15 protein-coding genes are annotated in these 19,968 nt (G+C 33.9%); 10 read left to right on the top strand and 5 right to left on the bottom strand.

Translation table 11 applies throughout. The features are described 5' to 3' along the window. Nucleotides 1–43 precede the first annotated feature (43 nt). The 4 genes from H3T54_RS01630 to H3T54_RS01615 all read left to right on the top strand — a co-directional run bounded on the left by H3T54_RS01630 (nt 44) and on the right by H3T54_RS01615 (nt 3,531). Entirely contained in the window at nt 44–1,453 is a 1,410-nt protein-coding gene (locus H3T54_RS01630) for a hypothetical protein (protein WP_198220555.1), read from the top strand. Nucleotides 1,454–1,594: 141 nt separating this feature from the next. Next, nucleotides 1,595–2,149 (top strand): hypothetical protein, encoded by a 555-nt coding sequence (locus H3T54_RS01625; protein ID WP_198220553.1) that lies wholly within the window; start codon nt 1,595–1,597, stop codon nt 2,147–2,149. Between the two features lie 71 nt (nt 2,150–2,220). Then, the gene (gene proC, locus H3T54_RS01620) at nt 2,221–3,030 is read left to right on the top strand and encodes a pyrroline-5-carboxylate reductase (RefSeq protein WP_198220551.1); all 810 of its coding nucleotides are present in this window, start codon (nt 2,221–2,223) and stop codon (nt 3,028–3,030) included. A 291-nt stretch (nt 3,031–3,321) separates the two neighbouring features. Next, complete coding sequence (locus H3T54_RS01615) at nt 3,322–3,531, top strand: cold shock domain-containing protein (RefSeq protein ID WP_065579252.1); 210 nt, start codon at nt 3,322–3,324, stop codon at nt 3,529–3,531. A 417-nt stretch (nt 3,532–3,948) separates the two neighbouring features. Here the strand turns inward: H3T54_RS01615 and H3T54_RS01610 are convergent, their stop codons facing one another. From H3T54_RS01610 to H3T54_RS01600, 3 genes are all read right to left on the bottom strand, one after another. Next, nucleotides 3,949–4,431: a thermonuclease family protein gene (locus H3T54_RS01610; protein WP_198220549.1), complete on the bottom strand. Its 483-nt coding sequence runs from the start codon at nt 4,429–4,431 to the stop codon at nt 3,949–3,951. Nucleotides 4,432–4,524: 93 nt separating this feature from the next. Further along, nucleotides 4,525–5,046, bottom strand: a complete 522-nt coding sequence (fabA, locus tag H3T54_RS01605; protein ID WP_065579250.1) for a bifunctional 3-hydroxydecanoyl-ACP dehydratase/trans-2-decenoyl-ACP isomerase — start codon at nt 5,044–5,046, stop codon at nt 4,525–4,527. A 138-nt stretch (nt 5,047–5,184) separates the two neighbouring features. Continuing rightward, a complete protein-coding gene (locus H3T54_RS01600; protein ID WP_198220547.1) occupies nt 5,185–6,960 on the bottom strand; it encodes a Lon protease family protein in 1,776 nt (591 codons plus the stop codon). Nucleotides 6,961–7,150: 190 nt separating this feature from the next. Here H3T54_RS01600 and H3T54_RS01595 point away from each other — a divergent pair, with 190 nt between their 5' ends. Next, nucleotides 7,151–8,923: a DUF3413 domain-containing protein gene (locus H3T54_RS01595; RefSeq protein WP_198220545.1), complete on the top strand. Its 1,773-nt coding sequence runs from the start codon at nt 7,151–7,153 to the stop codon at nt 8,921–8,923. A gap of 25 nt (nt 8,924–8,948) precedes the next feature. Here the strand turns inward: H3T54_RS01595 and lipA are convergent, their stop codons facing one another. Beyond that, a complete protein-coding gene (lipA, locus tag H3T54_RS01590; protein WP_110447560.1) occupies nt 8,949–9,908 on the bottom strand; it encodes a lipoyl synthase in 960 nt (319 codons plus the stop codon). A gap of 10 nt (nt 9,909–9,918) precedes the next feature. Beyond that, nucleotides 9,919–10,539, bottom strand: a complete 621-nt coding sequence (gene lipB, locus H3T54_RS01585) for a lipoyl(octanoyl) transferase LipB (protein WP_110447561.1) — start codon at nt 10,537–10,539, stop codon at nt 9,919–9,921. A 376-nt stretch (nt 10,540–10,915) separates the two neighbouring features. Between lipB and aceE the strand changes: the two genes are divergently transcribed. The 5 genes from aceE (at nt 10,916) to H3T54_RS01560 (ending at nt 19,965) form a co-directional block, all read left to right on the top strand. Next, complete coding sequence (gene aceE, locus H3T54_RS01580) at nt 10,916–13,582, top strand: pyruvate dehydrogenase (acetyl-transferring), homodimeric type (RefSeq protein ID WP_110447562.1); 2,667 nt, start codon at nt 10,916–10,918, stop codon at nt 13,580–13,582. A 13-nt stretch (nt 13,583–13,595) separates the two neighbouring features. Beyond that, nucleotides 13,596–15,185, top strand: a complete 1,590-nt coding sequence (gene aceF / locus H3T54_RS01575; protein ID WP_110447563.1) for a pyruvate dehydrogenase complex dihydrolipoyllysine-residue acetyltransferase — start codon at nt 13,596–13,598, stop codon at nt 15,183–15,185. Nucleotides 15,186–15,200: 15 nt separating this feature from the next. Then, nucleotides 15,201–16,625 carry a dihydrolipoyl dehydrogenase gene (gene lpdA, locus H3T54_RS01570; RefSeq protein ID WP_110447564.1) on the top strand — a complete coding sequence of 475 codons (1,425 nt, stop codon included), beginning with the start codon at nt 15,201–15,203 and terminating at the stop codon, nt 16,623–16,625. Between the two features lie 583 nt (nt 16,626–17,208). After that, complete coding sequence (locus tag H3T54_RS01565) at nt 17,209–18,510, top strand: PTS sugar transporter subunit IIC (protein WP_110447565.1); 1,302 nt, start codon at nt 17,209–17,211, stop codon at nt 18,508–18,510. 27 nt (nt 18,511–18,537) lie between these two features. Then, nucleotides 18,538–19,965 carry a glycoside hydrolase family 1 protein gene (locus H3T54_RS01560; protein WP_110447566.1) on the top strand — a complete coding sequence of 476 codons (1,428 nt, stop codon included), beginning with the start codon at nt 18,538–18,540 and terminating at the stop codon, nt 19,963–19,965. Nucleotides 19,966–19,968 lie beyond the last annotated feature (3 nt).

Here is a 19,968-nt window from a genome sequence, read left to right as displayed (position 1 = left end):
TACATTTCAAAAAAGAACTATTAATAAGCGAAAATTTTTAATTGTGTTATTTATTGTATTATCTTTTAGTTCATTAACTATAGATGCTGTATTTGCTTTGACTTCTCACACTGTTAATGTGGTACATGGTAGTAGCCCTTATATTAGTTTTGATGGAGGGGATACCGCTACGGATTCTGTCTTGCCATTAATATCAATAACATTACCAGAGAATAAGGTAATAAATTCTGCAGAAGATAGATCAACACCATCAAATCCTATATTTATAGATAAAGTTTCTCCAATATTCAGCGATATTAATACTTATTTGCCCCATGATAAATACCCATCAGTGGGGTTGTCTAATGTAATATTCACCAATAATTTTTGGGCGGATAATGATGGAGATGAATTGAATATTATTACTGGCAATTTAAATGTGAAATGGCAGAACTCATTAGGTGAGGATATAACTGAGTTTGTCAAATCAAACCCAAATAGTGATTTAGATGCTTGTAAATCTCCTTATAAATTAACAATTACCGTAGATGATGGAATTTTGGTTACTAGTTTTGGTATTCCTAAACAAGGTACTTTTATTGGAGGTAGCCATAGTTATTATATTTCTACAAATTCACCAAAAGCATGTTATGCAAAACCAAGTATTTTAAATGGTACAGGAGTTTTTTTAGGTCCTCCTGAACAATGGGATGCAAATAAAGGTTTCAAACGACAAAATATTGGAATTCCTGATAGCAATTTTCCGACTACAGGTTCACATGGTTTAGATTTTGAACTATTACTTGAGGGAGTAACTTCTCAACAAGTGATATTAGTTAATGGTACAACTATTTCGCCGATATCAGGAAATGGCGTTTCTTTATTATTAACACCTAAAAGTAATAATGTACTAAATATTAAATTACTTGGCCCTAATCATAAATCGGCATCTAAAATATTTTCACCATCATTATTTAAAATTTATGCCGATAATGCAAAAAAACAGCTATTGTATAGTTTTAATCTATCTCGTTGGTATATCGCTAATTCTGAAGGACCAAGAGAAAAAGGGGATGTCAATACAACCTTTGAGACTGCTAAAATTTATTGTCAGCAGTTAGGCGCCTATCGATTGCCTAGTGTTCGAGATTATAGCAATGGTAATAGTGCAGACTGGCATGAAGGTATACCTAATTTTAATCATTTTGAATATCAACGACGCATTAGTTATAAAAATACTCAATCACAATGGGTTGGTGGCATTTTTAACGAATGGGGGATGACTTATACTGATGAAGGGGAATATATAGATAGTGATTGGCTTTATTGGCATGGCTATTGGAGTAGTGATGTATATGTTGATGGGAATCCATATTATGTCGATCCAAGTGATTTAGGTGGAGGTAGTGGTATTGTTCATACCTATCCTGCTACTTATACAAATGTCAGAGTTGCATGTGTGAATGCATATTAGTATAGCAATTAGTAAGCTTGTAGTGCGTAGCACACCAAGCGTTGAATTTAGCAACAAATGCATAACGAACCTTATTGTGCATAGCACGGTAAGGTTCGTCATGTCATCTACTTAAAAAATATACAGTGAAAATAATGAGTAATGAATATTGAAGATAAAATTAAATTAACAGAACAATCTTTAGCAATATACTTTATCAAGGATAGTGGTCTATTTTGTCGGATGTATAATCAGTCAGCGTATATAGTGACCCATTTACTAAAACATAAACTAAAATTACAAGTCAAACAAATTAAAAAAATGAATAACCAATTTATTATTAGTTGTGGGCTTCCAATAGATAGCGTTTTAAACCGTTTTCCTGATGTAAAAAAGACTGACTGGGGATATATTTTATCGAAAAAGTTTGATATGAGTTGTTATCAAGACTGGCGTTTATATCATATTCATCAGGCAAAAGCTAAAATGGTAAAAGATAGCCAATATTCTCAATATGAGAATATGTATAATAATCAAAAAATCAATAGGATAGAGTTATTAAGTGAAAACTTTAGATTAACATCGGAACAAATAGTATATTTATTAAAGCGAAAAGAGGGTAAGTATCCAACCAATTTTGATCATAACTTTTTATCGGAGCTAGCATTAAATATTAGATCATTTTCTCAAAAACATTTATCGGGTAAAACTAAATAGCAAACTTTGAGTATTTATTGAAAAATGTACTATAATTATCCAACTGACTTTTTTGATAGAGGTGTAAATAAATGGAACAGCGTATAGGTTTTATCGGTATAGGTAATATGGGTAATGCTATTTTACAGGGTATTTTGGTAAGTAATATTGTACCTGGCACGCAAATTTATGTTTATGATCCTCACCTTGAAAAAGGCCAAGCATTAAATCAGTCTTATTCAATTAATAACTTGACTTCGGCAAGGGATGTGGCACGAGAATCGGATATTGTGTTTGTAGCCGTCAAACACAACATTATTGCTGATGTATTAAGTGATATTCAAAAAGAATTAAAAAAGAATACTATTGTTATCTCCATTGCCGCTGGTGTAACAATTAAAACTATAGCGAAATGTGTTGGTTATGAGCAAAAAATAGTGAGAGTAATGCCAAATACTCCAGCAGTAGTCAATGCCGCAATGTGTTCAATAACACCTAATACCGAAGTTACAGATGAAGAATTAGCTGTTGTGCAGAAATTATTAAATTGTATCGGTGAAACAGAAGTCGTACCTGAGTATTTAATTGATGCCGTAGTGGGAGCGAGTGGTTCCTCACCAGCTTTCGTATTTATGTTTATTGAAGCGCTTGCCGATGGAGCGGTTAAAGGTGGTTTATCTAGAAAACAAGCGTATAAATTTGCCGCGCAGGCGGTATTGGGCTCGGCAAAATTGCTACTTGAAACAGGTAAGCATCCTGGTGAGTTAAAGGATATGGTTTGTTCACCCGCCGGTACGACAATTGAAGGTGTACAAATGCTAGAGGCAAAAGGGTTTAGATCTGCCATAATTGAGGCTGTAGATGCTGCTATTAAAAAATCTAAAGAATTAGCAGAAAAATAAAAAAATTAACATGATTAATAACAATTGGTTACTAATCATGTTAAGAAAATTTGCAAATTAATAAAAACATTGCTTGTATTGATCATCTTTTTATGAGTTAATAGTCACCAGCATATTACATGCAGATTTATTTTGTAACATTTAGATTTATGCAGTTTGTAGTTTACTTTAATCACGTTTGTATTAGTTTTCTTCAGTCTTGTCTTCTCTTTGTTAATAAGTAGTCTAGGTTTTATGTTTTTAAGTATTGCCTTTTATGGTAGAGATTAATTTATTTATAGGAAGATTATTATGTCTAAAAAAACTGGTCAAGTTAAATGGTTCAATGAAAGTAAAGGTTTCGGTTTTATTTCTCCTTCAGACGGAAGTAAAGATGTGTTTGTTCACTTCTCTGCAATTTCTGGTGATGGTTTTAAAACTCTAGGCGAAGGTCAACAAGTAGAATTTTCTATCCAAGATAGTGCTCGTGGTCCAGCTGCTGCAGATGTTACAATCATCTAACTGATTGTTTAATCTTACCAGTAATATTTTTACTGGTAAGATTCTCTTCTATTATAGAACTTGCCTTATTCCATTCTTTATTCTCAGATTATCCCTAGAACATAAATAAAATTTTATTTTTATAAAATTATTAATTTAGAAATAAAAATTCTAAAAAAATAAGTCCTATTTTTGACTTTGTTTCGTTTCTCTTCGCTCTGTATGGATGAATTAATTGAAAATTGTAAAACTTATTTTGATAAAGTGTATAGTATCTGATGATAAAGTTAATTACCGACAAATGGCTTTGAATAAGCTAAATTTAGAATCAGTTAAACAATGTATTTCGACGAAGTTAGTTGAGAGTCAAGAAGAAGGTTATTAGCAATTAGAAGAAACATTGCAACTATTGGAAGCTATTAGCAAAAAAATTTAAAATTATTTATTACGATAACGAAATTCCCATGGCGCTATCGGACGTTTATCTTTCCATAACCCTTTTTTATTTTGTTTGGCTTTTGACTCAAGTTTCAGCATATTGTTATTATTGACGATGCCTTTATAGCGATAAGCCCACGCAAAACCATTTGCTACCATTTTGGCGTTAATATTGATTTGTTCTAGGTATATGGTTCCTAATGTACGTTGATAGATATCTTTATTACTTTCTTGAACAAAAACATTTTTTCCGGCAATTAATGAGGCTAAGTATTTTCTTGAAGCCTTACCATATGCTTGTTGGCTTTCTGGTGCATCAATATCAAGCAAACGAACGCGAATTTTTTGTTTTTTCGGGGTGAGTATATCTACAGTATCACCATCAATAACTTTAACCACTTTACCATTGAAATCAGCTTGAACTTGGCTAATTACAGTTAAGAATAATGCAATTGAGAGTAAAAATTTGCGAAGAAAATACATTATAGGCCAGCTTTAGAATAGCAAATAAAAAAATACTCCCTGCTAATATTCAGTTAATCACTGACACTAAACAAGGAGTTATATTTTCAAAAATTAAAATTCAGAAGTATCTTTGAATAATCCAACTTTAAGATCAGTTGCTTCGTAAATTAATTTACCATCAACATAAACTTCGCCATCACCGATACCCATAATTAATTTACGGTTAATAACGCGTTTAAAATTAATTTTATAAGTAACTTTTTTATTATGAGGTAATATTTGGCCTTTTAATTTTAATTCACCAACACCAAGTGCTCTACCTTTACCTTTACCACCGATCCAGCCTAGATAAAATCCGACTAATTGCCATAATGCATCAAGGCCAAGACAACCAGGCATTACTGGATCATTTTTGAAATGACATTTAAAAAACCATAAATCAGGGTTAATATCTAATTCAGCTTCAACATAGCCTTTACCAAAACTACCACCGTCTTCGTTCATTTCGATGACACGATCCATCATTAGCATTAAATCAGAAGGTAATGGCGGTCCATCATGACCAAATAATTCACTATTGCCTGATTTAATCAAATCTGCTTTATCATACGAAGATTTACGTTCAAATGTCATAAAAAAAACCTTTTATTTTGTTGTCATTACCTGATTGCTTATAAAAGCATATATTTAATATAAAACAAATAACTATTATAAGCTGTAAAGTTTTACATTATTATCTTTTGATTCCATCAATGGAATTTTGGTCTCAGTTTATTGTGTATTGTTACTTTTTGCAATTTTTTTCCAGCGACCAAGCCAACCATCGTGTTTTCTCTCTTGAACTAACATTGATTGCATACGCGCATGAATCAATTTATAAAGACTAATTTTGTTTTCATCTTTAAAAGGAATACCGGTTAATAAATAGAGTGCATCTGCGACATGTTCGACAGCCCAAATTGAAAATTTATTATTATTAATGGCATCAATAACTTCATCACTTAGACTCAAATGACGTTGATTGCTAGCAGGAATGATTACACCCTGTTGACCAGTTAAACCTTGATGCTGACAAACAGCAAAAAAGCCTTCGATTTTTTCATTTACGCCACCAATTGATTGAACATGACCAAATTGATCAACTGAACCTGTGACAGCTAATTGTTGATCGATAGGTTGATTAGACAGTGCACTAATAAGGGCGCAAAGACCTGCAAGCGAGGCGCTATCGCCATCAATCTCACTATATGATTGTTCAAACACCAAAGATGTAGAAAATGGCAGTTGATGATTAATTGCAAACTCCGACATAACAAATGCTTGCATAATCATCATTCCTTTAGAATGAATATTACCTGCAAGATCGGTTTTACGTTCAATATCAATCAATTCACCGTCACCAAAATGAACTAAACAGCTTAAACGTGTTGGTTCGCCAATGGCTTTAGGATAGCCCGGGTACTCGATAACCGATAATCCATTAATCTGGCCAACCACTTGCGACTTAGTATCAATCATGATTTGATTGGTAAAGAACTCATCATGGAATCGCTCGGTTAAATAATTTTCTCGCCATGCTTTCTGTTCTAAAGCTTTGCTGACTGCTAATTCATCAATATTCTCATTTTGTACAAAATAAGATGAATTTAGTAATAGTGATTGAATCCACTCAATGCTGAGCGGTAGGTAATATTGATCACCGGTATATCTTGTTGCATGCTTGTAAATTTTAGCAAAAGCTGTTTTTTCAATTGTTGATAATGCTAGTTTGCGACTAATAAATTGTAAATAATTCATCCAATCATTGATTTGGGCAGATTCAGTTATTTTTAATTCACTTTCAAATTCAGCATAAATAGATGATGAATAAAATTCAGGTTCAAATTCCTGTAATTCTGCTAAAGATAATCTATCACCAACTAAGATGATACGTAGATCTAACGGCATGGCAGGAATCGATAATGGTAATGGGTGCGAATCATCTGCTGAAAACCATTCAAAGGTTTGCGACATAACCATTTGTTTTAATTTAGTCCAAACAATTGGTTGAGCAAGCAGAGAACGTAAGCCTAAAATTAAAACACCACCATTAGCTTGGTGAACTAATCCCGCTTGTAATTTAATTGGACTGTTTTCTGGTTGGCGTACACAACCAAAAAGTTTTTCAATATCAACTACTGTTGCTGTTAAACAATTATCTTGAACAGCAAAATTATCTTGTTTACTTCTCGCTTGCGTTAATGTGATTTTATTTTCACTAAAATAATAACTATAACCTAGCGTTGTAGAAGTTAAACTTGCTTTAACCGATTGTTTAAGGAGATCAAAAAAAAGTTCGCTTTCAGAAGCTTTTAGTAGCATAAAACGCGAGCGATAATGTGTATTATTATTTTTACACAATAGTGACACGGCTGCGGCAACGCGAGGTTGCCATGATAGTACATTTGTTAATCCATCACTGAATAAATCTGTTTTAATATCGTTATTATTTAAAATGTAATTTATATCAGGTTGGACTTCTTGAGAGTTGAGTTGTTTGATTGCCAAAGTATTGTCTTTTCTATTAGCTATATTATTAAATTAAATTATAACAAGTATCGATTATAACGCCAACAAATAACCAATCTCTTTGTGCTAACAAATAAAAAAATTACAGAAAGATTTTTAAAAATCAGTTAAACTGTTGGGTAAATTTAGTTTAGTTTTTCTTGATTACTACCACTAACAACAATTAAATATGCTCAAACTCAAAAATAATCATATCAAAGATGATCAAACCTCGCAGATAGTCAGTTGGGGGCATTGGTTTACCCTATTTAATATTTTTGTTGTTATTGTACTTGGTAGTCAATATTTGTTAATTGCTGACTGGCCTCGAACTTTTATGGGGCGTTTTTATGCAATCATTAGTGCTATAGGACATTTTAGTTTTCTCACCTTTATAGCCTATCTGATTTTGTTGTTTCCATTAAGTTTTTTTATTCACTCTTCGCGTTGGCAACGAATTATTGCTACTGTAATCGCCACAATAGGTATTAGTTTACTTCTGATTGATATTGAAGTATTTTCTCATTTCAGAATGCACCTTAATCTATCTATATGGCAATTATTCACTTCGGACAAAACGTCTTTTTTAAATAGTGCTTTTATTCTTATTCCTTTTATTCTTTTAATTGAGATATTATTTGCCATATGGAGTTGGAAAAAACTACGTAGCTTAAGTAAACGGAAACGTTATGCTAGACCAGTAGTTATTGGTTTTATTCTTTGTTTTGTTTCATCGCATTTAATTCATATTTGGGCCGATGCTAATTTTTATCGCCCAATTACTATGCAACGTTCAAGTTTACCGCTCTCTTATCCATTAACTGCTCGTCATTTTCTGGAACGTTATGGATTTATTGCCGAAAATGATTACCGAAATAGAACTATTCAGGAAGGTAATCCATTTGCAATTGCTATTGAATATCCACTCGCTCGAATTAGTTTTGATGAACAACAAAATAAGAAAAACGTTTTAATAATCAATATTGATGGTTGGAATAATCAATTATTGGCGAACAATATGCCTTGGCTTAAGGAATTTGCTAATCAGAATATTAATTTTACTAATCATTATGCTACTAGTAGTCAGGCTTATTTGAATAATTTCTCACTATTTTATGGATTAGATCCTAATTACTATAATAGTATCCTTGCCGGTCATAAGACATCGGTTTTATTCGATACAGTAACAAAACAGCGTTATAACATCGGCTTATTCTCTGCTGACGGTTTTTCTGAACCACTTTACCGTTATGCATTATTGTCTAATTTCTCAATTCCTAGTGGTAAAAAACAAACTAATAAACTTACTACTGACTATTGGATGGCATGGCATGACGAACAAAATAAACTTGAGAATCATGCGCCTTTATTTTCTGTCATTCAATATTCTTTTGCTACTAAAAATAAAAAAATACCAATGGTTGAATTAGAAGCAGAAGCTAAAAAACTCGATCAATATTTAGAATCTTTGATTGCTTATTTAAGATTATCTAATGCATATGAGAACACGATAATAATCATTACTGGTTCAAATGATCTAAAAATAGATGAAGCCAAAAAATTAGTACAACGTAATACTGAAAATAGCTTTAATCGTGAGGTATTAAAAGTGCCATTGATTGTTTCATGGCCAGGAAGGGAAATAAAACAAATTAGTACTATTACCTCACAAACAGATATCTTAAGAACATTAATGCAAGATGCATTTAAAGTTACCACCCCAGCGCAGCAGTACAGTCAGGGGCGAAATTTATTTAATGAGTATACTCGTGAATGGATTTTAGCTGGCAGTGAAAATCAAATTGCTGCGCTTTATGATTATAAAACAGTGGTAATTGATGCATATGGACGGTCTAAAATTTATGATTTAAATGGTAAACAATTGAAAGACGAAAAAATTAGCTTACCAATCTTCTTACAAATTGTTACTGAAAATCGCCGTTTTATTGTTGTCGATAATTAAATACTAAATTAATAGGAGGTGATATTTATTTCACCTCTTTTCCCATTGCTTGTAAATCGGCATGATAAGAAGAACGGACAAACGGCCCACAAGCAGCGTGGGTGAATCCCATTGCTAAAGCAGTCTGTTTTAATTCTTCAAATTCTTGAGGTGATACATAACGTTCAACAGGTAAATGATATTTACTTGGTTGTAGATACTGACCTAAAGTTAACATAGTTACGCCATTACTGCGTAAATCTTTTAGTACTTGAATGAGTTCTTCATTTGTTTCACCTAATCCGACCATTAAACCTGATTTAGTCGGAATTTTTGGATGTTTTTCTTTAAAAGAAGCAAGTAATTTTAATGATCCCTCATAATTAGCACCGGGGCGAATTTTTTTGTATAAGCGAGGAATGTTTTCTAAATTATGGTTAAACACATCTGGTGGATTTTCGCTTAAAACCTCTACTGCTTCATCAATACAACCTCGGAAATCAGGTGTTAATGTTTCAACTTTGATATTCGGGCTTAATGCGCGAATTTCTTGAGTACAAGCTGCAAAATGGCTAGCTCCTCCATCTTTTAAATCGTCTCGGTCAACAGATGTGATGACTACATAACGTAATTTCATCTCTTGAATAGTTAAGGCTAGTTTGCTCGGTTCTTCACGATCAGGTGGTAATGGACGGCCATGTGCAACATCACAGAAAGGACAACGGCGAGTACAAATATCGCCTAATATCATAAAAGTTGCTGTACCGTGATTAAAGCATTCAGCCAAATTTGGGCAAGATGCTTCTTCACACACAGAATGTAATCCATGCTTACGCATAGTGTTTTTAATATGGGCAATATTATCGTTATGAGCAGATAATTTAATTCTCATCCAATCAGGTTTTTTTAATGGAGCGATATCCTCAACTGTAATGGTTGGAATGAGACGCGTTTTATCAGCGTCACGATATTTGGAACTGCGGATTTGATTTTCAGTATTTTGCATATTTAATATCTTAGTTGTTTGGTAACTGATTAATAAAATTATCAGTTAATAACTGGTTAATCTCTTGACGATCAATTTGTGCAATATAATGCTTCATGTGAGTCATTTTTAAACCTGCATAGCCACACGGATTAATATAATTAAACGGTGTTAAATCCATATCAATATTAAGTGCTAAACCATGTAATGTACAACCATGCTTAATATGTAATCCTAGTGAGCAGATTTTTTGTTGATTGATATAGACGCCAGGTGCATCCGATTTTGAATAAGCGGTAATGTCATAGTGCTGTAAAGTTTGAATAACACTATTTTCTAAATAACTAACCACATCTCGTATACCTATTTTACGTCTTTTTAAATCAAACAAAATATACATAATTTGTTGGCCAGGGCCATGATAGGTAATTTGACCGCCACGATCAGTTTGCACCACTTGAATGTCAGTAGTGGTCAGTAAATGTTCAGGTTTACCTACTTTACCTTGAGTGAAAACCGGTAAATGCTCAACAAGCCAGATTTCATCTAAGGTTTGCGCATCACGCAGTTTAGTAAAATCGTGCATAGCTTGATAAGTTTTTAGATAAGGCAACATACCTAATTGTTTAATAACAACGTCTTTATTTGGCATATCCAACACTGGTTAAGTTGTAATTTATCAATAAATTTACATCTATATAGCAGATTTTGCTATAACTTGACAACCATCACTCATTCAATGTATAACTCATAACACAAGATTCTTACTATACCCACAAATTAAATTTGATTTTTATCAAATAATTATCATTTTTATCAAATTAATAATTGAAATAGTTGATTAATTTAATAGGAATTAACATTCTTTTATAACCGTCAGTTTACTTTACTTTTTTTAGGAAGATGGCAGACTTATAGCAATAAAGCATCCGTAATGCAAAGTTGGAGCTTATAGAGTTAGTTATGACGTCTGTTATAGCTAAGGATAGCAAAAACTGCATTTTTTAAAACAAAAAAGAGGTTTTTATATGTCGGACATGCAAGTGAATGATATTGATCCAGTAGAAACGCAAGATTGGCTTAAAAGTTTAGAGTCAATTATTCGTGAAGAAGGCGTAGAACGAGCGCAATATATTATTGAACAAATTGTAAATAAAGCCAGAGATGGCGGAGTTCCTTTACTATTTGGTTCATCAACTAGTAACTATATTAATACTATTCCTGTCGATGAACAACCTGCCTATCCAGGTGATTGGGAAATTGAAAGACGTATTCGTTCTATTGTTCGCTGGAATGCAATGATGATGGTTCTTCGCGCTTCTAAAAAAGATTTAGAACTGGGTGGTCACATGGCATCATTCCAATCTGCAGCGACATTTTATGAAGTCTGTTTTAACCATTTTTTCCGTGCTCGTAATGAAAAAGATGGTGGTGACTTAATTTATTTCCAAGGTCATATCTCTCCGGGTGTTTATTCTCGCGCATTTATTGAAGGACGACTAACCGAGGAACAATTAGATAATTTCCGTCAAGAAGTACATGGAAAAGGATTATCATCTTATCCTCATCCAAAATTAATGCCTGAGTTTTGGCAATTCCCAACTGTTTCAATGGGATTAGGTCCAATTAGCGCTATTTACCAAGCTCGCTTTTTAAAATATCTGAATCATCGTGGATTGAAAGATACTACTGAACAAACAGTTTATGCATTTTTAGGTGATGGCGAGATGGATGAGCCAGAATCAAAAGGTGCAATCACAATTGCTACACGTGAAAAATTGGATAACTTAGTATTTGTAATTAATTGTAATTTACAACGCTTAGATGGGCCAGTTACCGGTAATGGCAAAATTGTTAATGAATTAGAAGGCGTATTTGCTGGAGCTGGTTGGAATGTAATTAAAGTGCTTTGGGGTGATCGCTGGGATAAATTATTACAAAAAGATAAATCAGGAAAATTAATTCGCTTAATGAATGAAACGCTTGATGGTGATTACCAAACCTTTAAATCTAAAGATGGTGCTTATGTTCGTGAGCATTTCTTTGGTAAATACCCAGAAACTGCAGAATTAGTAAAAGATATGTCTGATGAAGAAATTTTCAGACTTAATCGTGGTGGTCAAGATCCAGAAAAAATGTTTGCTGCATTTGCTAGAGCAAAAGAAACCAAAGATCGTCCAACAGTGATTTTAGCACATACTATTAAAGGTTATGGTATGGGTGCAGCAGCAGAAGCTAAGAATATTGCGCACCAAGTGAAAAAAATGAATATGGACGGTGTTCGTCATGTTCGTGATTTCTTCAATATCCCAGTTACAGATGATGCACTTGAAAAATTACCTTACATTAAATTTGAAGAACATACTCCTGAATACAAATATATTCATGAACGCCGTCAAGCCTTACACGGTTATGTGCCGTCAAGATTGACTAAATTCTCGGGAACTGTATCAATTCCTTCTTTAACTGAATTTGCACCATTACTTGAAGCGCAATCGAAAGAAATTTCAACCACAATTGCCTTTGTACGTGCACTTAACATTATGTTAAAAGATAAAGAATTAGCGCCTCGTTTAGTGCCGATTCTTGCTGACGAAGCTCGTACCTTTGGGATGGAAGGCTTATTCCGTCAGATAGGAATTTATAATCCACATGGTCAACAATATACTCCGCAAGATAAAGAACAAGTTGCTTACTATCGTGAAGATGAAAAAGGCCAAATCTTGCAAGAAGGTATTAATGAATGTGGTGCAACAGCATCGTGGTTAGCAGCTGCAACTTCTTATAGTACTAATGATTTACCAATGATTCCTTTCTACATTTATTACTCTATGTTTGGTTTCCAACGTATTGGTGATTTAATGTGGGCGGCAGGCGATCAACAAGCTCGCGGCTTTATGATCGGTGGTACTTCTGGTCGTACTACATTAAATGGTGAAGGATTACAACATCAAGATGGTCATAGTCATATTCAAGCGTTAACTATCCCTAACTGTGTATCTTATGATCCAGCTTATGCATATGAAGTTGCTGTTATTATGCAAGATGGTTTACGTCGCATGTATGGTGAACAAGAAAATGTTTACTATTATATTACTACACTTAATGAAAACTATGCTCAACCTGCAATGCCAGAAGGGGCTGAAGAGGGTATCCGTCGTGGTATTTATAAATTAGATACTGTTGAAGGACAACAAGGTAAACCTACTGTTCAATTATTAGGCTCTGGTTCAATATTACGCCATGTTCGTGAAGCGGCAGATATTCTAGCTAAAAATTACGGTATTAGCTCAGAAGTGTATAGTGTAACTTCGTTCACCGAATTAGCTAGAGATGGTCAAGATTGTGAACGTTACAATATGTTACATCCGAGTGAACCAGAGAAAGTTCCTTATGTTGCTCAAATAATGAATAATAATCCAGCAGTTGTTTCAACTGATTATATGAAAATTTATGCAGAACAAATTCGTGGATTTGTACCGGCAGAAAGCTACAGAGTATTAGGTACTGATGGATTCGGTCGCAGTGACAGTCGAGAAAATTTACGTCATCATTTTGAAGTCGATGCATCTTATGTTGTGATTGCAGCATTGGGAGAATTAGCTAAACGTGGTGATATTCAAACAAGTGTTGTTGAAGACGCGATTAAAAAGTTCGACATCAATGCTGATAAGCTCAATCCACGTAATGCATAAGAGGTAAAAAATAATGACTATTGAAATAAAATTACCCGATATCGGAAGTGATGAAGTTGAAGTAACAGAGATTTTAGTTAAAGTTGGCGACAAAGTTGAAGCTGATCAATCGTTATTAACGGTTGAGGGCGATAAAGCATCAATGGAAATTCCTGCTCCACAAGCAGGAATTGTAAAATCAATCATTGTTAAAATCGGCGATAAAGTTACCACTGGTGTAAGTATTATGGAATTTGATGACAGCGGAACAGAGGCTGCAGCAGATAAACAACAAACGGCCGCACCAGTTGCTGCACCATCAGCCCCAAGTGCCAGCCAAGTGGTTGATGTTAATGTACCTGACATTGGTGGTGATGAAGTTGAGGTCACTGAAATTTTAGTTAAAGTTGGTGATTCAGTTTCCGTTGATGATTCACTTATAACAGTAGAAGGCGATAAAGCCTCAATGGAAGTGCCTGCTACTATTGCTGGTGTTGTGAAAAGCATTTCAGTAAAAATTGGTGATAAAGTTAAAACTGGCTCAAAAATTATGGAATTTGAGACAGTTGCTAGCAGTGCACCAGTAAAAACTGATGTTGCACCTGTGGCAGCAGAAAAACCAGCTATTGCAACTCCAGTTGCGAATACTAACAATAATTCTGCTGCGCCAGCCGCATCAGCAAATACCAATGAATTTGTAGAGAATGATGCTTATGCACATGCAACTCCTTCTGTTCGTCGTTTAGCTCGTGAGTTTGGTGTTAACCTTGCTAAGGTACAACCTACTGGCCCTAAACATCGCATTTTACGTGAAGATATTCAAGCTTACGTAAAAAATGCTGTAAAACAGATAGAAAATGGTGGTACCGGTGGTGCATTACCTGGTTTATTACCGTGGCCTAAAGTTGATTTTAGTAAATTTGGTGAAGTTGAATCATTACCATTAACTAAAATTCAAAAAGTATCTGGTGCAAACTTACATCGTAATTGGGTAATGATTCCACATGTTACTGAGTTTGATGAAACAGATATCACTGAATTAGAAGCTTTCCGTAAACAACAAAATGCCGAAGCTGAAAAGAAAAAACTGGATCTGAAAATTACGCCACTAGTGTTTATTATGAAAGCAGTAGCCAGCGCTTTAACAGCTTATCCTCGTTTTAATAGTTCATTGTCTGAAGATGCACAAACTCTTATCATCAAAAAATACATTAATATCGGTGTAGCCGTTGATACACCTAATGGTTTAGTTGTGCCGGTATTTAAAGATGTGAATAAAAAAGGCATTATTGAACTTTCTCGTGAACTTGCAGAAATTTCCAAAAAAGCTCGCGATGGCAAACTTACCGGTAGTGATATGCAAGGTGGTTGTTTCACCATTTCTAGTCTAGGTGGTATCGGAACGACTTCATTTACACCAATTGTAAATGCACCTGAAGTAGGTATTTTAGGTGTATCTCGTTCAAGTATGAAACCAGTTTGGAATGGTAAAGAATTTACACCACGCCTAATGTTACCTTTATCATTATCATTCGATCACCGAGTAATTGATGGGGCTGATGGTGCACGCTTCTTAAGCCATATTGTTAATGTTTTATCCGACTTACGTCGATTAGTGATGTAGTGGGGGAAATTAATTATGAGTCAAGAAGTTAAAACACAAGTTGTTGTCTTAGGAGCTGGTCCAGCGGGTTATTCCGCTGCCTTCCGAGCTGCCGATCTTGGATTAGATGTTACCTTAGTAGAACGTTATTCAACTTTAGGTGGTGTTTGTTTAAATGTTGGTTGTATACCATCTAAAGCATTACTCCATGTTGCCAAAGTAATGGATGAAGCAAAATCATTGACTGAACATGGTATTCATTTTGGTACGCCTAAACTTGAATTAGATAAAGTTCGTGGTTGGAAAGAAAAAGTTATAAACCAACTAACTAATGGGCTTGCTGGTATGGCTAAAATGCGTAAAGTCAATGTTATTCAAGGTGAAGCACAATTCACTGGCAGTCATACTATGGATGTTACTTCATCCAAAGGTATAACTAAAATTACTTTTGATAATGCCATCATTGCCGCGGGTTCAAGACCAATAACTTTACCATTTATTCCACATGAAGATCCTCGTATTTGGGATTCGACAGATGCATTAGCATTAACTACTATTCCTAAAAAACTACTTTTAATGGGTGGTGGTATTATCGGTTTAGAAATGGGGACGGTTTATCATGCATTAGGCTCAGAAGTAGATGTGGTTGAAATGCTTGATCAGGTTATTCCAGCTGCTGATAAAGATGTGGTAAAAATCTTTACTAAACAAATTCAAAAGAAATTTACTTTGAGATTAGAAACTAAAGTAAGTACTGTTGAAGCTAAACATGATGCAATTTATGTCACCATGGAGAAAAAAGATGGAACCATTGAAACTCATACTTATGATGCGGTATTAGTTGCAATAGGCCGTACTCCAAATGGTAAACTAATCAACGCTGAAAAAGCAGGTGTAAATGTGACTGATCGTGGTTTTATCGAAGTAGATAAACAGATGAGAACGAATGTGCCTCATATTTATGCTATTGGCGATATTGTTGGTCAACCGATGCTTGCGCATAAAGGTGTTCATGAAGGTCATGTGGCAGCAGAAGTTATTGCTGGTAAAAAACATTATTTTGATCCAAAAACTATACCATCAATTGCTTATACTGAACCTGAAGTTGCTTGGGTTGGCTTAACTGAAAAAGAAGCTAAAGCAAAAGGTTTAGATTATGAGGTTGCTATATTCCCATGGGCTGCATCAGGTCGTGCGATTGCTTCTGATTGTTCAGAAGGGATGACTAAATTAATCTTTAATAAAGCTGACAATCGTCTTCTTGGTGGTGCTGTCGTAGGGGCAAATGGTGGCGAATTACTTGGGGAAATTACATTGGCAGTTGAAATGGGTTGCGATGCTGAAGATATTGCATTGACCATTCATGCTCACCCAACGTTACATGAATCAATAGGCTTAGCGTCTGAGATTTATGAAGGATCAGTAACTGATTTGCCGAATGCAAAAGCAGTTAAAAAATAAAAACTATTTATTTTATTGTTATCATTGAAATAATGCCGTTAGTTTGCTAACGGCATTTTATTTTTCTAATCAAGATTTCCAATATTTCTAAGTTTACCCGAAATAAGTGTATAACCGTAATAACTTTCAATTTCAATAATCATCTTGCTAAAGCGCTAACTTAATCTTTTAATTATTCATAAAATTATTGTTTATGATTGATTTAAAACTCATTTAATCTTAATAGAAAATTTTGAGGAAAGGGGTTTTTAATTAAAAATAACTGACTAATTATTAAAATAAATATTAAAAAACAACCTTATATTAACGATTATTCGTTTATTACGCTATCAAATCCAATAGATTGAATATATTGTCATACCAAATTTCCATAATTTTCTTGTGCTAAACATCTTTTGTCACGGTTTTGTAATTTGTTTTTTGCATTTTGGTATGCCAATAAATGACATTTATCACATTTTTAGATATTAATGGAATTCCAATTTTGAATGTTGTGAGTAGGATCACAGATTACCTCCCTTATAAGTATTATTTTTTGATTGTCAAAGAATCTCACCTTTCCCCCTAATTGGAGATTGTAAATATGTCTAGAGTAAATGAAGTTATTGATAAACTAGGTAAATTTGCCAATAAATTTAATAGTTTAAGATATATAATGGCAATTAAAGCGGCATTTATTACTTTAATGCCAGTGATAATCGTTGGCGCTTTTGCGGTGCTAATGTCAAATATTGTTTTTGATAAACAAAATGGATTAGCTTATTTTGATTGTTTATCTTTTTTAGCAGTATTAAAGCCCATTGCTAGTAATTTAAATTATGCGACATTGAATTTTCTAACCATTGGCGCTGTGTTTTTAATCGCTATTGAATTAGGACGCATAAATGGTAATAAAACCTTATTTCCTGGATTGTTGGCTATTATATGTTTTATTTCCGTACAACCAACATTTACAGACGTTGTAGTTGAAGGCCAAAAATTTCAAGTAACTAATGTATTAGCACGGCAATTTACTGATACTAAAAGCCTTTTTCTAGGTATGTTTATCGCTATTATATCGGTAGAAATATACTCTAAATTATTAAAAGTAGATAAGCTAAGAGTAAAAATGCCAGATAGTGTTCCATCAAATGTCTCCGCTTCATTTTCAGCACTTATTCCAGCAATAATTACTACTTCAGTCGTAGCGGCTTTTGGTTTTGTATTCTACAAATTAACTGGAATGTATTTGTATGATGCTATCTATATGGTGGTGCAACAGCCGCTTGAGTCTGTCATGCAAAGCCTACCGGGATTATTGTTATTAATGTTTGTCGCACAAATATTTTGGGTTATAGGGATTCATGGTAATCAAATGATAAAACCAATTCGCGAACCCTTATTACTTGGTGCAATAATGGTTAACATGAGTGATTTCGAACAAGGTATTGAGCCAACCAATATTATTACTATGCCGTTTTGGGATGTTTACATGAGTATAGGTGGTTCAGGTTGTACGATTGGATTGTTGATGGCTATTTTTATTGCAATAAAACGCAAAGAAATGAGAGAAATAGCAAAATTATCACTGGGTCCAGGTATTTTCAATATCAATGAACCTGTAATTTTTGGTTTACCAATAATGTTAAACCCGATTTTAGCCATTCCATTTATTATTACACCGTTAATTACTGGCACAATAGGTTATATCGCAACAAGTATTGGTTTTGCAGGTAAAGCCGTGGTTATGGTGCCGTGGACTACGCCACCAATAATTAGTGCTTACTTATCAACAGCCGGATCCTTAGGTGCTGTTGTTACCCAGATCTTCTGTATTATTATTGCTATTTTCATTTATTTACCTTTCCTAAAAATAGCGGCTAAACGTTCTGAAATTCAATCCTAAATTGAATCAACATTCAAGGAGTCAATAATGAGTAAATTAACAATGGATATCCCTAAAAACTTTATTTTAGGCGCTTCAACATCGGCATGGCAAACTGAAGGTTGGTGTGGTAAGAAAGAGAATCAAGATTCATATTTAGATCTTTGGTATAAAAACGATCGTGATGTATGGTATGAAGGTTATGGTCCTGCAATTGCTACTGATTTAATTAATCGCTATCAGGAAGAAGTAGATCTAATGAAAAAGGTAGGACTTACACACTATCGAACATCAATTAACTGGTCGCGTTTTTTAACTGACTACGAAAATGCAATTGTTGATGAAGATTATGCTAAGTATTATGACGATTTTCTAACAAAAATAGTCGAAAACGGTATTGTTCCAATGCTTTGTCTAGAACATTACGAAGTTCCTGCCGAACTATTCAATAAATATGGTGGCTGGAATTCGAAACATGTAGTTGAACTATTTGTTAAATTTGCTGAAAAAGTTTTTGAACGTTATCATAATACCGTTAAACGGTGGTTTGTCTTTAATGAACCAATTGTCATTCAAACGCGAGTGTATCTTGATGCTGAACGTTGGCCTTATGAACAAAATACCAATAAATGGATGCAGTGGAATCACCATAAAAATTTAGCTACGGCCAAAGTTGTTCAGCTATTTCGTCACAAAAATTATCAAGGAAGCATTGGCACTATTATAAATCCAGAGGTGACTTATCCTCGTTCTTCCTCTAAAGAAGATCAACAAGCTGCAAAAATGTATGATCTTTTTTATAATCGAGTTTTTCTTGATCCGGCTTTTAATGGTGAATATCCTCAAGAGCTTATTGATTTATTGGCTAAACATAAAGTTCAGTGGGATTATACCAATCAAGAACTTGAAATAATTAAAAAATTTCCAGTTGATGAAGTTGCTATTAATTTATATTTTCCTCATCGTGTTAAAGCACCTACAAAACAATGGCACAAAGATGCGCCATTTCATCCCGCGTTTTATTACGAATCCTTTGCATTACCTGGAAGAAAAATGAATAAATCTAGAGGTTGGGAAATTTATCCTAAAATTGTTTATGATTTCGCAATGCGAGTTAAACAACAATATAACAATAAATCATGGTTTATTTGTGAAAATGGCATGGGTATTGAAGATGAGCAACGATTTAAAGATGATCAAGGCATGATTCAAGATGATTATCGAATTGATTTTATTTCGAAACATCTTTATTGGACGTTAAAAGCTATCAATGATGGAGCTAATTGTGGTGGTTATATGCTGTGGGCATTTACAGACAATGTTTCACCAATGAATGCATTCAAAAATCGTTATGGACTAATCGAAATTGATCTTGAACAAAATAGAAACAGAAGGTTGAAGAAATCAGCGTTATGGTTCAAAGATTTATCTAAAACAAGACAACTAATTGTAAATCTAGATGATGAAGATAAATAAGGA

Source organism: Gilliamella sp. B14384G10, assembly GCF_016101685.1.
In the GTDB taxonomy this organism is placed as follows: Bacteria; Pseudomonadota; Gammaproteobacteria; order Enterobacterales; family Orbaceae; genus Gilliamella; species Gilliamella apis_A.
Note: the sequence above shows the minus strand (reverse complement) of the source record. Positions and strands in the feature narration are given on the sequence as shown.